Origin of the sequence: Blautia hominis (assembly GCA_002270465.1) — a bacterium.
Lineage (GTDB): Bacteria > Bacillota > Clostridia > Lachnospirales > Lachnospiraceae > Blautia > Blautia hominis.
In genome coordinates this window covers 856,674-873,761 of sequence record NQOF01000003.1, presented here as the reverse complement: position 1 = coordinate 873,761, position 17,088 = coordinate 856,674, and the positions used below count along the sequence as shown (strand labels likewise).

Sequence of the window (17,088 nt, the reverse complement as noted above, 5' to 3'; positions counted from 1 at the left end):
TATACTGCCGATACCGGATGTTTTTTCCATTCTGCAGGGCCTTATAAGGCTTATAACAGCACAGCAAATGGCAAAACGAGCCGTTCCGGAAGTGTAAAGTATAATTCCGGCGTGATGGAGCATCTGTACGAACTGTTCAGGTATTGGCGCACAGAAGACATTCTGTCCACCGGAATTTATACGCCGGTGTCCAGGGCCTTTCGGCCAATGGTAAAATGCGCAGCCGCAGTCATACATGCGCTGAAAAGTAACTGCACGTAAAAAGCGATCCCCCTGCTCAAAACCATGCCGGGCAGCAGCAGGCCGCCCACAAAAATAGTTTTAAATATGATCAAAAACAGATTTTCACTGATTCCCATGCCTCCCGGCAATGGCAGCATATCCACAGAAACAGACACAACCGCCTGAAGCATGACCACATCGTAAATACTCGCTCCGTGAAGGCCAAAAGCCTTGTAAACAAACCATGTCACAAAAAACAAAGCAAATCTCTGCAGAAATGTGAGCAGCAGCACATGGACTATAACTTTTCCATGTCCTTTCAGGTAATCGGAAGTCACGGTATAATGATTCATGGACTCCTCCAATTTCCTGGTCCTCTCCTCCTTTTTCCTGAAAATCCGCACACGTTCCAGAATCACCAGACCCTTCATCATAATAAATTTGGCAAGCGAAGGGCATAAAACCAGAACTGACATGGCAATACAGCAGAATACATTCAGGATCACGCCCAAATAAAATACGGGAAGAATACCTTCCAGGTATTTATGTACAAAACCTCTCTGGAAAAATGCAACGAATAAGCCAATAAATACTAATACCGATTTATAGGTGATGGTAACGATCATCAGAACAATGGTTGCCACCGGAATGGGGATTTTATTTTTCCTCATATAATAAATCTGCATGGGCTGGCCGCCGCTGGCGGATGGTGTAATGCAGCTGAAAAAGAACCCGATACAGGAATATTGGAAACAAGTCCTCTTCTTTGTCCTGATATTCAATGTGCCCAGCATGTAATGAATAATGATGGATTCACCCCATATAAAAATGATCACCCCCCATACAGCGGGGAGAAGATACCAGGGATTCACCTTTACAATGGCTTTCAGCACAGCATGCAGGTCTTCTCCGTGGAAGACACTGTATATAGTTAAAATGAAAACGGCTGCCAGAAACAGACCATTTCCGATTTTTTTCTTCTTACTTGTCAAACTTCACTCTCTTTCCCACAGGCACTTTTTCTCCTGCTAAAAAACATTTCATATAATCTGTCAAACACCCTTTTAAAGGGTCTGTAAATATTCGTATGGAATGCAATGTAATAGGTAATTTCCGCTATGGCGATCCCTCCGAACACATCCACAATATAGTGCTGTTTGGTCACCTGGGTAGATACGCATACAAGAATGGCAAACAGGCAGGAAAAGACCCTGTACGCTTTGGGAACCGACTTCCTTCCGCGAATACCGATAAAACTAAACCAGCTTACCAGACAGTGGATGGAAGGAAAAAGATTCGTCGGTGCATCCATCTTATATACAGCCTGCAGTAAGCTCACCCAAATACCGTCCCCGTACAGCACAGGCCTCACATTGGTTGTGGGCAGCAATAAAAAAAACACACAGCAGACCAGTCTTGACATAATATCTGCCGCGGCAAAACGGACACAGTGTTCTTCACCCTGTTTCGCGATCAATATGTAATTGATGATCCAAAAAAGATAGCACCCCAGATATACCGATACGAATCCGGGAATCAGAGGCACTGCCCTGTCAACCGGCAGCGTCAGGTCATAATGCTTCCATTCATCGGCAATCCTGGAAATCCCAAAATATACGATACAATTCACCGTCACACAGGAAAGCAGCGGAAATACTGCGTATGAGGGTATCCATGCATTCTTTTTTTGTTTGTTGTGCATAGCTTTCCTCCTTAATACATCTAAAAGGTATTATAACAGATTTCAGCAAATAGTCTAATAAAATTATCTTAATAACAATATTTTACTGTTTTATGCAAATAAAGATAACAGAGCACCTGCCGTCTTTGTCTTCGGCAGATGCTCCGGTAGAATGTTATTCTGTTCTTGTGAAGAGTGACCAGTTTGGAGGTACATTATCCTCGCAGAGAGTGACAAAATTGGATAAACACAATCAAAGCATATATCGCAATTTCAATCCACACTCTCCTCGCATAGAGTGACAACCTTTTCTGCAAGGTATGAAGAGACAGAGCCAATTTCAATCCACACTCTCCTCGCAGAGAGTGACTAGTAAGGTATGCGGGATATGCCGAGGAGTGGCATTTCAATCCACACTCTCCTCGCAGAGAGTGACAATACCAGTCTGGGCTTAACAGCAGCTTTCTTGTATTTCAATCCACACTCTCCTCGCAGAGAGTGACTCGTGGCATTCAGATCCACTAAGTATTCATCCGCATTTCAATCCACACTCTCCTCGCAGAGAGTGACAGCAAAATTCCACAAAAACCATATACAGTTTTTATGAATTTCGCATAAATATAATAAGTTTTATATATCTACCATTTTATTTTACCACAAAGTACCCCCTTTTTCCATCAAAAAATAGGTGCGAATCCCCCCTGTATTTTATGTTCGCTAGGCATTCGCACCTGATATCTACATTGAAAAATCCCCTGTATCTATATACAGAGGATTCTTCCTGTTATACAAAACTTTTTCATGGAAGATAAAGGCATTCTCCCTTTCTCCCGGCAGTTGTGAATGTGACCAACTGCCAGGATGTTTCAACATAATAGCGTAGTTTCTATTTTTGTTCCCGATTATGCCCTTTTTCTCTTCTTTAAAATGCTGAGCACACACGCTAATATAGCAATCAGTGCAAGTGCTCCAACTCCTGCAAACATGCCAATTGGCGTTTCGTCTCCGGTTTTTGCAGAAGAGGTTCCTTTTTGGCTTCCTCCACTGGTGGATGGTTTTTTGACAGTGCTTCCAGTGCCGTTGTTTTTGTTGTCTGACGGTGCTTTCGGTTTTTCATTTGGTCCGGCAGGGACTTTTTCCAGCTGGCCCATTGCTGTTTCCAAAGCTGCTGCTGCTGCATTAATCCGCTCCTGTGTAGCTTTGGTGCTCTCATAGATGTTTGATGCATCGTCAAAGGCTTTCTGGAATTTCTCCCATGTTGTTCCTGTGTAATCATCTTTCTTCAACTGGGAAGCCTTATCTAAAAGTGCTTTCAAAGCAGATTTATCAGTCTTTTCATCTGTTTCGGCCGGATGTTTTTTCAGCTCTGCCATTGCCTCTGCAAGGGCGGTAACCTCTTTATTTACCTCCTCCTGAGATGCATCTTTGTTGTCGTAAACAGCCTTGGCTTTGTTGAGTGCATCTGTAAATGCAGCCCATGCCTGTTCTGTGTAATCCTCTTTTTTCAGCTGCTCTGCCTGCCCAAGAACCACTTTCAGCGCGTCCTTATCGACTGTGTTCACTTCTTTTTGTGTAAGACCTTCATATGCATCCGATAAAGCCAGCTCTGCTGTGTCTATTTCTTCCTCTGTAAGACCTTCTTTGCCCTGCAGGCCCTTTGCTGCTGCAAGTGCGTTTGCATAGGCTGTCCAGCTTTCTTCTGTATAAGTTTCCTGAGAAGAGATATCTGCTTCATACTTTTCAATCATTTCTGCCAGTTTCGATTCTAACGTCACCAGTTTTCCCTGCGCAAGTTTCAATGCCGCCAATGCACTGTCGACATCCAGCTGTGACGCCTCATCCTTGTCACGAGCACTTATAGCTTCTGCCAATGCCGCTGCGTAAGGCGTCCAGGAATCTAAAGTATACAGCCCAGCTTCTTCTTCTGAAGGTGCATTCTCAATTACCTCAATAAGTTCTGCCTTGTTAACAACATGGTCTGGTTTTTCTGTCAGTCCTGTCCTTGCTGCTGCAAGATCAGCAACAGCTGCATTCACAGCGTCCTCATCGTTAGAACCGATCAATGCTTTGGCTGCTGACAAAGCTGCCTCATATTCTGCCCAGCTCTCTTCTGTATAACTATCCTTGCTGCTCTCCGGAATCTCATTTTCTGCAATACCGGATTCCAGCACAGACTGGATAGTAACTAATTTCTCTTTTCCGGATGTAAATGCGGATCGCAGCGCTTTCAGTGCCTTATCCACATCCTCTTTTAATGCCGCCTTATTATCCAGCACTCCCTGTGCATCTTCTTTAGCCTGTGCTGTTTCTGCCTCGTATTCACTCCAGGACGCAGCCGTATATATGGAATTCTGGAATTCATTTACTTCGTCAACCAGTTCCTGAAGCACTTTCTTGTCAACTGTGCTTTCCAGGGCTTCAATCGCAGTCATCAAAGCTTTAACAGCCTTGTCTATGGCTTTCTGGTCTGCTTCTTCCATTCCCTGCGCATTCTTTGCTTCTTCCAGAGCGATTGAAAGAGCTTCCCAGGTTTCCGCTGAATAGTTCTCTTCCTTCAAAACACTGGCTGCCTCGATCAATGTGTCCAGCTTATCTGTATTTACCGCAGCATCGTCATGTGTCACTGCGATCCAGCTGAGCACAGGGTCAGGATTTCCGGTTTTGCTGATGGTAACTGTGATCTTACCTGCATTTTCTTCTGTCACGGTAAATGTCTGGTTAACCTGAAGGTCTGTACTTGAATTATAAACAGTAAAGTCCTTTTCTGCTATTTTCTCGTCTCCTGAGGTGATCGTCATCCTTGATGGTCTGCTTGTATTCCACCATTCCTGGAATCCGGCAGATAACGTGTAGGTACCCGGTTTAAGATCAAATGCATATTCAATATTTTTTCCGGAACCTGCCCACCAGCCATTTGAGAGATAGTCATCGCCGGAGTGATGTCCCAGATCATAGTTATCTTCATCCTGGGACTGCACAACACCGGTATAGCCGGCACCGTTTTCATCCGTGTAAGCGCTGTCCGGTACACTGTTCTTTAATCTGCCAAACAGATTTGCGTTTACTGTATCAAAGTATACGGATGTATCTGCACCGCTGTCAAAGAAGTAGATCAATTTAGGATTCACGATGCTGATATTATGTGTAAATTCCCTGTTTCCGTCAGTCAGGATTCCGGTCACTGTGGCAGTACCCAGTTTATCCTCAGCAAGATTGCCCAGATCCCATGTCACATCTTTCTCAGCAGTAGTGCTTCCAAAATCAACTGTGACTGTACTTGGCAGGGCTTCTGCAATCTCAGACACAGAGCTCACAACCGTGGGAAGGTCACTGACGATCTCAAAACTAGCCTTATTTTCCAGTTCATCCAAGGTCCAGTCCGCATAGTCTTTTAACTGGATCTGATCGCCCGGAAGGAATTCAACCGGCAGCCATACATATCTGGAATCACTTAAATCTCCGCCTGTGTCCGGATTGTACCAGCGGTCACCCATGTAAATAAATTTGCCGTTCTCTGCATCGACAGGGAATACGCAAGTGCTCTGGGTGTCAAAAGTCGTTCCCTTTGTATCGCCTACACATGGGTCACCCATCACGGTCCATGGTCCCAGAGGATGGTCTGCTACGGCATACTGGGCCTTATTTGGTGCCCATCCCGTACATCCTGAGTTGACAATATAATATTTTCCTTTGTATTTAAACATTGCTGGTGCTTCTCTTGACGCATTGATAAAGTTTCTCGTATAATCAGATGCTGTCAGTTCTTCTACATCTTTGCCTGTACCCTCCACGGCCTCTTTAGGATCTGCGATCAAGCCTGTATAAGACTCATTTAATTTTGCAATATAAGTTGTCAGGTTTCCATCTGATGAATAAATAACATATCCCTGTCCGTCGTCATCTTTAAACAGGTTCATATCACGTACTGCACCGCCCGCATGATCCCAACTGTGATCAGCATCTTTACTGTCATGCAGCTTATAGGTACCCAGCAGTTTAAAAGGTCCTGCAGGACTGTCACTGATGGCAATGCCGGCCCTTGCTTTGCCGTAATCAGCATCACTGGTAGGGGTACGTCCATCTGCATGGAACCACATTACATATTTTCCGGTTGCATCATTGTATAAAACTTTTGGCCGCTCAATAACGGTTCTGTCCTCAGCCAGATTCCAGTAAACCTCTTCCAGTTTACTGCTGTAGTTGTCCGTATCATCCGGGTCCTGGCCTTCATATTCGCCATACAGATTTTTGAAATATTCATCTGTCTCAAAGATAGAAAGGTCTGCTTTATACCCTTCCGTCTGGTCTTTATCATAGTCTTCCTCAGATACAGGAATACTTCTCAGCACAACACCTTCGTCTGTCCAGTTGTACAAATCTGAAGAGGTATACAAATGTACCCCTACAACCGGGCGGTAACCATTTGTTTTATCTTCCCCGTACCAATAATACTTGGTTTCCCCGTTGATCGTGAACTGCTGAATCTGTCCGCCGTGTGCCTGGATCTTATTGCCGTTGTTGTCAAAAAGCTGTGCTCCGCTTGTACCTGTAATAGAAGAATAGGTATAAACTTCCTTCAGAGCATTGAATGATTCTTCCAGTTTGTTCAAAGCATCTTTGATCGCCTTCTGATCCGTTGAACTATTATCAACTAACATCTGGGCTTCCTGTACTGCTTTATCAAAAGCTCCTTTGGTTGATTCGGAATAGTTGTGACCGTCCATAGCTGACTGATAGGATGCGATCGTTTCTGTGATTCTGTCCGTTGTATATGCCGCAACGGCTTTGACGATGATATAATTGAGTACAGGGTCACCGTACTGGTTTGTACGTTTGGGACTGTGGACCATCACGTTCAGTTCTCCGTCTGTAACCTCTGTTTTGTAAGTTTTTTCAATCAACTGTGATTTTGTCAGGGTCAGATCGCTCTCAACGGTCTCCCCTTCCAGCTTGATATCTACATTTCTTGTATCCCATGGATTTTTAAATCCTAATGTCACAGCATAATCGCTATTTGCTCTGTCCGGGAGTTCAAATTTATATTTGAATCCACTGACATCTTTGACAAATGTGATGCCTGTATCTGCCATATAAATATAGCTGCCAGTAATATCCGCTGTGCTGCTGCCGCCGTTGACGATCCTTGAATTCTCATCATTTGGCTCGTAACCCCAGCTTAAACCTGTATCGGCATCTGCTGCATACTGCTGGTCAACATTGGACTGATATAAGCCACGGATATAGCTGTCCGGTACAACAGATGCATCTGGAGTACCACAGTTTACCAAATACAGTACATAATCGTTTGCCGCGATCTCTTCCTCTGTATATCCTGTGCCCAGCGCTTCCATAGTTTTTGTGATGGCTTTTGCACTGTCATCAATCTGCTCCTGTGTTGCGGAAGATTTCAGCGCAAGGTCTTTTCCTGCTTCTACTGCCTCATCCAGAACAGCCAGTTTTGATGCAGGGTACTGTCCTCTGTTCACTTCGGAGGCTGCCTTCAGCGCTGCTTTTAATTCATCTAAATTCAAGATTTTCTGAATCTGGATAAAAGAAAGCGCCGGGTCCGGCTGTCCGGATTGTTTTTCAATACTGAACGTTACATTTCCGGTATCCTCACACACCAAGTCAAACGTATCGGAATTCCACCAGTTTCCACCGTTCCATGTATTGGACGATCCAAGTTCATTTGTCCCGTTGTTTTGTGTTGCGGATATTGTCATCTTACGAGATTTATTACTATCCCGCCACCATTCTTTAAAGCCAAAGGTAACTTTATAGGTTCCTTCATCAAGGGGGACTGTGTACTTGATGGACTGACCGGATTTTGCATACCAGCCGGTATCATATTCATCGTTTACATCACCATTGTACTTCCCATACTCATCCAGATATCCCCATGAATCTTCTGTATATGCCTGATCTGCCTTTTCATTAAGAAGGTCCGCATACTGATCCATGGCCGCATATTTAGGTGATTCCGGGCTGTTGCAGTCAATAAAATAAATCATATTGGGTGCCACAACCTGTACCTTTGCTTTAGCTGGCAATGTTGTGCCTTCCACTGTACCTGTAACTTCTCCACTCTGGGTCAAATCCACATCCTCAAGATTCCATGTTACTTTCTTTTCTGTGGTATTGTTTTTATTGGTAACAGTCTCCACTGTTTTTGGCAGTACAGCCGGAACACCTTCTATGGTATATACATTTACATCCTCGATCTTAGTGATTTCTTCTGCTGTACTATCATAAGTGACACCATCAACAATATATGTAGTAATGGAGTTTGCTTTCAGTGTGGCTGTGATACTCTTTTTAGCCGTATCTGCGGTAATATCACCGTCTGAGGAAACGTCTGCCCAGTTTTCCCCCTCTGCCAGAGAACCGCTGGTACGAATGGCAGTCACATGGTCACCCATGGTACTGAAGCTGGACAGATCAAATTTCCATGTCTTGTCCTCGCCTGAAGTATTCACTGCTGCGACTACGACTTTTCCGCCTTCCGGGTCATATGCTGCCAGTGTATCGTCACTGGAACCAATGATCGTATAGCCAGGACGGATATATCTGGAAAGCTGTCCGTATGCATAATACTTTTTGGTAAGCAGGATATCTTCATTGTCATGGTCACCTATGGCAATGCCCCAGTAACCGCTGTTCATATTAACTCTCTTATACAACTCGTCCAAACTTGCATAATCAGCATCACTGCTGGTTTGGATCTCCTTGTCCACATGCATATCTATAGCATTCCAAAGAATCCATGCATTTGCGTTCAGTCCGTTTACGTCCTTCATCATGGCTTTTGCCAGGCCAAGGGCGGCACTCATTTCTCCTGCATTGGTTCCTTCTGTGTACGCACCGTCCACTTCTGACATCCACAGATTCTTTTCCTGATCTTCTGCCAGGGCTTTCAGCTCGGAACGTTTGGAACCGCCGTATGAATGGGTATCGATTCTTTGGATAATATTCTTTGCCTCATCAGAGAGCGCATTGTAGGAACTGATAGCTGTATCAATGCTTGTCTCATCTGTTCCTGAGATTATAATGTCAATCCCTTTTTTCTCCAGTTCTTCATTTAATGCCTCTATGATCTTTGACTGGGATTCTCCCTGGTCAAAATGACATCCTTCCTGCTTGTTGCTGTACGCTCCCCAATAGTTTGTATATGGCTCATTCATAGGTGTGGCACTCTGGAAGGTAATAACGCCCTCATTATTCCAATGTTCGATCACATCTGCCATATAAACCGCAAACGCATGATAGGAGTCCGCACGCAGATTATCCTTGCCGGAATCCACAGCGCCTGAACTGCAGCCGCTGTTTGTCATAAAATACGGCGGAGAGTTGGAGAAGGCTTCTGCTATGAAATCTTCACCGCTGGCTTCTGCTGCCGCTTTTAAAATGTTGAGCTGGTTTACATCTGCATCCCAGTCATAATTCCACGCATAGCCGCACGCCTCATCAGCTCTGTCATATTCCGTCTCATACCATGATAACTCATGCTTGTTGGTATCAATCTTTGTCACATCTTTCGCATATCCCGGAACTGCGGAATCAGAACGGGTAATATGTGGGCTGTGAAGATATTCTTCCCCCTCAGGCAATGTACCTTCCTCACCGGATTTGATCACTGCCATCTTTACAAAATCCAGTGTCCAGTCATTTTTTCCTGCAATGTTGATGGTGTTCTCTCCAGCCTTCAATACCACGTCCGGAATTGTCACAAGAAACAGCAGATTATTGTTTCCCGACGCGATCAGATTACTGTTGATGGTATCCGCGTCTATGATATGATCCTCACTGTCATTCACCCGGATAGCCACGTCCCTTTTGTTGCTGCCTGTCAGGGTCAATAACAGTTTTACCGTATATTTGCCTTCCTCTTTTGCATTGACTGTGTAGCGAAGATTATCTCCGTCACCCGGTTTATCTCCCAGCTTATTGATCCAGCCAATCGACTTAAAAGTCCCAACTTTATTTCCCTTTGTAATACCAAAATCAGCATCCGACACTGTATACTGCAGGTCCTTCATTGCTGCATTCTCACCAACTGCCATTTTACTTCCCGAATACTCCGGTGTATACCCTTCTGTTTCCAGATCGTAAAACTGTGCCTTTTCATTTACCGGCACTTCCGTGGGCACTCCCACATGGTCACCGCCGCCCACATTATAACGGCCAATGTTCATGTCCAGTCCCTTATCACTGAAGAACACTTCTGCCGCTTTATCTGTCATTGCATCACTGTAGCCAATGCGGTTTGCCCACCAGCAGAGCGACGTTCCCCATCCTTCAAATTCACCGAGACCGTCTTCATTGGTGTCATGGAAGGTGGATGCGAGACTGGGCTGAAGCTTAACTGTCCTGTCCAGTTCTGCCGCAGAAACCAGGCAAAGCCCGTTCATCGGTATGGACGTCAGGCAGAGTGCCACTGTGGATGCCGCAGCAATTCCTCTCTTAAAACCTTTCATTTTCTTTCCTCCTAATCTCCTTTTCGGTACTTTCCCAATTACTGTTGAGATGCATGTCCTGATCACAGCCATGCTGTTGCCTTTTATAATTATAAAGAAAAAAACAGCCAAGATATATCATATATCTTAGCTGTTAGTCACAAATCTTATTTCATTTTCCATTTTTTCCTATTTCCAAATTTCTTGCGGTATTCATTTGGACTTATACCCACAATCTGCTGAAACACTCTGGCAAAATGGCTTTGAGAACAGAAACCCAGATAAAATGCAATTTCCTGAACCCGATAATCCGAATATTTCAGGAGGTTCTCCCCTCTTCTGACCTTCTCCTGACGGATATAGCTGGTGATGGTCATTTTTTCCTGGGAACTGAACAGATGGGAGAGGTAGTCCGGATTCACCTGCATGTGCACTGCGATGTCTGACACCTGTATAGTATCGTGCAGGTGGTTGAAAATATAATCCTTGACCTGTCCGATCAGCGGATTCGTTCTAACATTCTGCTTTTCTCCTCCCCGGGTATTTTCCTCGTTTACAAGTCTGGCATAAAAATACTGGGACTCCCGCTTAAATGCCTCCACTTCCGGCACATTGTCAATTTCCTCCACCTGCTGTATAAAACTGTCCGCCATGGAAAATGATTTTTCTACGCTCATCCCTCCCCGGATCGCAGCTCTTGAGGCCAATGTAATATTACCCACCGCTACGTTTTTATGGGAGCGGAGAGGGTCTTTTGCAAGGATTCCGATCTCACCCTCATAGGTCTCTGAGATACTTCGTTTCAAAGCCTCTGTATCTCCTCTTTCAATGCTGTCCAGCTCTCTTAGCTCCTGCTCATAGGGATTGTGCAGCCCCGCATTCTCCTGCCTCATAAAAATATCCTGAGATATACGGTTCTGAATATTTACAGTCGCTGAATAGTATCGCTGATTCTTCTGCCAAAGTTCAGCGGATGTCAGTTCCTGTCCCGTCAGATGCCAGTGCAGCAGCAAAATCCCTGAGACAAATTTATCCAGCGGGCACACAGGAGGGACATATCCGCTCTTTCTTCCCAGTTTATATTCCCTGCGTAGCTGGAGCAGTGTTTCCTGAGTCAGACGTCCTATGGTTACAGGCCCGGCAATCATAATGTTTCCCTCTGCCATGCCGCTGTCAAACACCGCGAATACCAGAACCTTGTCTGTAAAGATAACCGGATGCTCTTTATTTTTCTTAGAAAATGCATTCTGCACCAATTCCGGGTTTTTTTCAAAAAGAATTGTCTCTATCTCTCTGCCGCCAAATTTTTGTATCATTTCATTCCGGTCAGTGAACATGTAAAATGGCGCATGCATCAAATTTACCATTTGTTCCAGGAAATACGGCTGAAACATTTTTTCTTCCCCCATTAAAACACCCCCGCACTTACATGCGGGGGTGCTTTCTGCTTGGACACAATACGCTTTCGCGTACATTTATTCTATTGGCAAAATAGATTATTTATTATTCAGCGCTGCCTGTGCTGCTGCAAGTCTTGCGATCGGCACACGGAACGGTGAGCAGGAAACGTAGTTCAGACCAACTTTGTGGCAGAATTCTACGGAAGACGGATCTCCGCCGTGCTCGCCGCAGATACCCATTTTCAGAGTCGGGTTTGTCTTACGTCCTTTTTCTGCAGCCATCTGTACTAACTGGCCTACACCTGTCTGATCCAGTTTTGCAAATGGGTCAGATTCGTAGATTTTGTTGCTGTAGTAGGAACCTAAGAATTTACCGGCATCATCACGGGAGAAACCGAATGTCATCTGTGTTAAGTCATTGGTACCGAAGGAGAAGAATTCTGCTTCTTCAGCGATCTCATCAGCTGTCAGAGCTGCACGAGGAATCTCGATCATGGTTCCTACATGGTAGTTGATGTATTCGCCTTTCTCTTTCATAACTTCCTCAGCTGTTGCAACAACAACATCTTTAACGAATTTCAGCTCTTTCTTCTCGCCTACTAACGGAATCATGATCTCCGGAACGATATCATATCCCATCTCTTCTTTTACTTCGATCGCAGCTTCGATCACGGCTCTTGTCTGCATCTTAGCAATTTCCGGATAGGTCACTGCCAGACGGCATCCACGATGTCCCATCATTGGGTTGAACTCGTGCAGGTCATCACATTTAGCCTGTACTTCTTCTGCTGTCAGACCCATATCTGCTGCCAGTGCTTTGATGTCTTCCGGATCTGTAGGAACGAACTCATGAAGCGGCGGATCTAAATAACGAACGGTCATCGGGCGTCCTCTCAGGGCTTTGTACATAGCCTTGAAGTCTGCTTTCTGGAAAGGAATCAGTTCATTCAGTGCTGCTTCTCTTGCTTCCACATTATCGGACAGGATCATCTTACGGATCTTCGGAATACGGTCCGGCTCAAAGAACATATGCTCTGTACGGCAAAGACCGATACCTTCTGCGCCCAGTTTTACTGCGTTTTCTGTATCAACCGGTGTATCTGCATTGGTACGAACCTGCAGTTTACGGAACTGGTCAGCCCATCTCATGATACGGCCGAAGTTTCCGCCTACAGAAGCTTCCTCTGTCTGGATATCACCTTTGTAGATTTTACCGGATGTACCATCCAGAGAGATGTAATCTCCTTCTTTGAATGTATATCCGCCTAATGTAAACCATTTCTCTTCTTCGTTGATCTTGATCTCTCCGCATCCGGATACACAGCATGTTCCCATACCACGTGCAACAACGGCTGCATGAGATGTCATACCGCCACGAACTGTCAGGATACCCTGAGCAGCGTGCATACCCTCGATATCTTCCGGAGATGTCTCCAGACGAACCAGGATAACTCTCTCGCCCGCTTCGTGAGCAGCTTTTGCTTCGTCAGCTGTGAAGTAAACTTTACCTGCTGCAGCACCAGGAGATGCCGGCAGAGCAGAACCGATCACTTCGCCTGCTTTTAATGCATCTGCATTGAAAGTAGGATGCAGCAACTGATCTAAGGATTTTGCTTCGATACGGCAAACAGCTTCTTCCGGTGTGATCATGCCTTCGTCAACCAGGTCGCAGGCGATCTGGATGGCTGCCGGAGCAGTTCTCTTACCGTTACGTGTCTGCAGGAAGTACAGTTTTCCTTCCTGGATGGTGAATTCCATATCCTGCATATCGCGGTAATGGTTTTCCAGTTTCATAGCCAGTTCCATGAACTGTCTGTAGCATTTCGGCAGATCTTCTGCCAGTTTGCTGATTGGCTGCGGTGTACGGACACCGGCAACAACGTCCTCACCCTGGGCATTGATCAGGTACTCACCATAGATACCTTTTTCACCTGTGGATGGGTTACGTGTAAATGCAACACCTGTACCGGATGTCTCACCCATGTTACCGAATACCATTGCCTGTACGTTAACGGCTGTTCCCCAGTCACCCGGGATGTCGTTCATACGGCGGTATACAATAGCACGCGGGTTGTCCCAAGAACGGAATACAGCTTTTACTGCTCCCAGTAACTGCTCTTTCGGATCCTGCGGGAATTCTTCGCCATTCATCTCCTCAGAGTAGATAGCTTTGAATCTCTGAACCAGTTCTTTTAAATCATCTACAGTTAATTCTGTATCATACTGAACGCCTTTTGCTTCTTTTACTTCATCAATGATCTTTTCAAAGAAAGACTTGGGCACTTCCATAACTACGTCAGAATACATCTGGATGAAACGTCTGTAGGAATCGTATGCGAATCTAGCGTTTCCGGTTTTCTTAGCAAAACCTTCCACTGCGATATCGTTCAGACCCAGGTTCAGGATAGTATCCATCATACCGGGCATAGATGCTCTCGCACCTGAACGAACAGATACCAGTAACGGATCTTCATTATCTCCAAATTTCTTTCCCTGAATCTTTTCCAGTTCTGTCAGAGCCTCGAAGATCTGACCCTGGATTTCTTCAGAGATCTTTTTGCCATTGTCGTAATAGTTTGTACAAGCTTCAGTTGTAACAGTGAAGCCCTGCGGAATCGGCATGCCTAAGTTGGTCATTTCTGCCAGGTTGGCACCTTTACCACCGAGCAGGTTTCTCATGTTGGCGTTTCCTTCACTAAATAAGTAAACCCATTTTGCCATTTTGAACATTCCTCCTAAAAGTAGTTGTATGACTTGTACAGAGAAGCGTATCCCCCTCTGCCGTATCACGCTGGCGGGCAGAGCCCGCACACAACCTATTTTAATCATTTTGGGAATATTAGTCAAGTAAGAATGGTGAAAATCATGAAAATTGGGGGTTTCTCATGATTTTAAGGAAAAAGCAGCCCGAAATTCGTCATTTCGGACTGCTGCTGTTGATGATTCCCGGATCCTTCCTTTTTCACGGAAGCTGCTTTCCCGCAGCCATATATAAGGCATACCATTCTTCCCTGGTGAGGTGTACATCCGATGCCTGGCAGATTCCCCGCACGCGTTCTTTGCTGGTGCTTCCCACAATGGTCTGGATCCTGGCCGGATGGCGGAGGATCCAGGCAACGGCTATGGCATTATCGGTCACCTGGTATTTCCGGGCAAGCTGGCCGATCAGGCGGTTTAACTCCGGAAATTTCTCATTGTCCAGGAAAACACCCTCAAACATCCCGTACTGGAACGGAGACCAGGCCTGAATGGTGATTCCTTTCAGACGGCAGTATTCCAGCACACTGCCGTCTCTGCTGGCTCCTGCATCATTGTGGACATTCACGTTGATTCCGGAATCAATAATATCACAGTGTGCAATACTGAACTGAAGCTGGTCCACGAGGATCTTGCCTCCGCAGTAGTGGTTCAGAAGTTCTATCTGCATGGCATTCTGGTTGCTGACCCCAAAGCAGCGCACCTTTCCTGATCTTTCCAAAATCTCAAATGCCTCTGCCACCTCTTCCGGCTCCATCAAGGTATCCGGACGATGCAAAAGCAGGATATCTATATAATCCGTATTCAGACGTGCCAGACTTTTATCCACAGATTCCAGGATATGTTTTTTGGAAAAATCATAGCAGATCCCGGGACGGATGGCACATTTTGTCTGCAGGATCATCTTCTCTCTGATGCCGGTATCTATCGCCTGCCCAAAAATCTGCTCTGCCTCCCCTCCGGCATAAATGTCCGCATGGTCGAAAAAATCGATTCCACAGTCCATGGCCGTATCAATAAGACTTCTGACCTCTTTTACTGAGGACAGGCCCGTAATCCTCATACAGCCCAGCCCTATCTCTGATGCATTTATCTTCCCTTTGCCAATCTCTATTCGCTTCATTGTTATTTTCCTTTCTCTCTTTTCCTCTGACTGCAGCTAGCATTTTGAAATTTGCTGTCTTTATTGGCTGCTGATACTTTGTATCACAGCGCATCCAGTTTCTGTAATGCTTTCACGTAAATTTTCACTGCTGTTTTCAGATTGCTGACCGACTGAACTTCGTCCGCACTGTGGCAGTTTCCGTGTCCCATGGGCAGCCCGGTTTCCTTCCGGTCAAACTCCAGACCGGGGCCGAATCCCACTGCGTTTGGTATCTTTCTGGCATATGTCCCTCCTCCCATGACATAGGGCTTCTTTCCGTCCTTCATGACTTCCTCGTAAGCCCCGCTAAGATAGGTGACAAAAGGAGTATTTTTATCTATATAAGAGGGCGCGTTGTCCTCAAAACTGCGGATGGAAAAACCGTATTTCCCGGCTTCGTTTTCCAGTTGTCTCCAAATATCCTCTGCTTTTGCAGTGACAGGATAGCGGATATCCATCTCCACAACGGCCTTTTCTCCCTCCATCCTCACCACAGTACCCGATGCTGTCAGCACACCGGAGATATGATCCTCACAGGCTATGTTCAGTTCTTTTCCATATCCATCCCCACAGGCTTTTTTCAGGAATTTCAGCACCCTTTCCTCCTTATCTGAGAGTATATTCTCTTCCCGGTTTTTGCAAAGTATCCTCTCTGCCAGAATGCCCAGGGCATTATTTGCCCCCTGGGGAAATGCTGCATGACCGGAAATTCCATCTGCCTCTACCTTCTTCCACTTTCCTTGCGGGGACCGGATTTTTGCACACGCATATGCCGGAATGCTGTTAACTGCACTTCCACCCGATAGAACCATATTTCCGTCAAGTTTCTCCGATACGAATTCCGCTCTGCAGATTCCTTTTTCCCCATAGCACACCGGAAATGCGCAGTCCGTCACAAAAGAGACTTCCGGGGCCGGGTTTTCTTTTAAATATGAAGAAACATCCTCCATATCAACCTCTTCCCTGCATCCCAATATCTGCAGAAATGTCACACAAGGGACCATACCCTTTTCCTTCAGATATCTCATGGCATACAGAAAGGCGATCGCCGGACCTTTGTTGTCCTGTACACCTCTTCCTATGAGGAAATCGCCTTTTCTGGTACAGGAAAAAGGCGGATACAGCCATCCTGTCCCCTCCGGCACAACATCCAAATGCCCCCAGATCCCTATCTTTTTTGTGCCGTTTCCATACCGGATCACCGCACATTTGTCCCGAAATGAGCAGCATGTAAATCCATATCTTCCGGCAATTTCCAGCATCCTGTACAGAACAGCTCTGCACGTTTTTCCGTAGGGCGCACTGCCCTCCTGTTCCCCCGAAATACTGGGAATCTCCACCAGGGAAGTGATGTCCTCCACCATAGCATCTTCTTTCTTTGAAAGCCATGCTTCCAGTTCACTGTCTGCTTCCCAACCTCCCATCACATCC

At 45.6% G+C, this 17,088-nt stretch carries 7 protein-coding genes and 1 CRISPR repeat array; all 7 genes read right to left on the bottom strand.

Annotation, left to right across the window (positions count from 1 at the left end; genetic code table 11):
• Nucleotides 1-176: 176 nt before the first annotated feature.
• The 7 genes from CI595_RS14290 to CI595_RS14260 all read right to left on the bottom strand — a co-directional run bounded on the left by CI595_RS14290 (nt 177) and on the right by CI595_RS14260 (nt 17,081).
• Nucleotides 177-1,214, bottom strand: coding sequence for a lysylphosphatidylglycerol synthase transmembrane domain-containing protein (locus CI595_RS14290; RefSeq protein ID WP_095174265.1), 1,038 nt, complete (start codon nt 1,212-1,214; stop codon nt 177-179).
• Nucleotides 1,211-1,924, bottom strand: coding sequence for a phosphatase PAP2 family protein (locus tag CI595_RS14285; protein ID WP_095174263.1), 714 nt, complete (start codon nt 1,922-1,924; stop codon nt 1,211-1,213). The genes CI595_RS14290 and CI595_RS14285 overlap by 4 nt, the downstream gene beginning before the upstream one ends.
• 249 nt (nt 1,925-2,173) lie before the next feature.
• A CRISPR array of direct repeats spans nt 2,174-2,473; the repeat unit is 33 nt; unit sequence ATTTCAATCCACACTCTCCTCGCAGAGAGTGAC.
• A 332-nt stretch (nt 2,474-2,805) separates the two neighbouring features.
• Nucleotides 2,806-10,377 carry an Ig-like domain-containing protein gene (locus tag CI595_RS14280; RefSeq protein WP_095174260.1) on the bottom strand — a complete coding sequence of 2,524 codons (7,572 nt, stop codon included), beginning with the start codon at nt 10,375-10,377 and terminating at the stop codon, nt 2,806-2,808.
• Nucleotides 10,378-10,523: 146 nt separating this feature from the next.
• Nucleotides 10,524-11,765, bottom strand: a complete 1,242-nt coding sequence (locus CI595_RS14275) for a helix-turn-helix domain-containing protein (protein WP_162291883.1) — start codon at nt 11,763-11,765, stop codon at nt 10,524-10,526.
• An 87-nt stretch (nt 11,766-11,852) separates the two neighbouring features.
• Nucleotides 11,853-14,477 (bottom strand): pyruvate, phosphate dikinase, encoded by a 2,625-nt coding sequence (gene ppdK, locus CI595_RS14270; protein ID WP_095174256.1) that lies wholly within the window; start codon nt 14,475-14,477, stop codon nt 11,853-11,855.
• A 241-nt stretch (nt 14,478-14,718) separates the two neighbouring features.
• Complete coding sequence (locus tag CI595_RS14265) at nt 14,719-15,636, bottom strand: aldo/keto reductase (RefSeq protein WP_095174254.1); 918 nt, start codon at nt 15,634-15,636, stop codon at nt 14,719-14,721.
• A gap of 83 nt (nt 15,637-15,719) precedes the next feature.
• Nucleotides 15,720-17,081, bottom strand: a complete 1,362-nt coding sequence (locus CI595_RS14260) for a Sapep family Mn(2+)-dependent dipeptidase (protein WP_095174252.1) — start codon at nt 17,079-17,081, stop codon at nt 15,720-15,722.
• Nucleotides 17,082-17,088 lie beyond the last annotated feature (7 nt).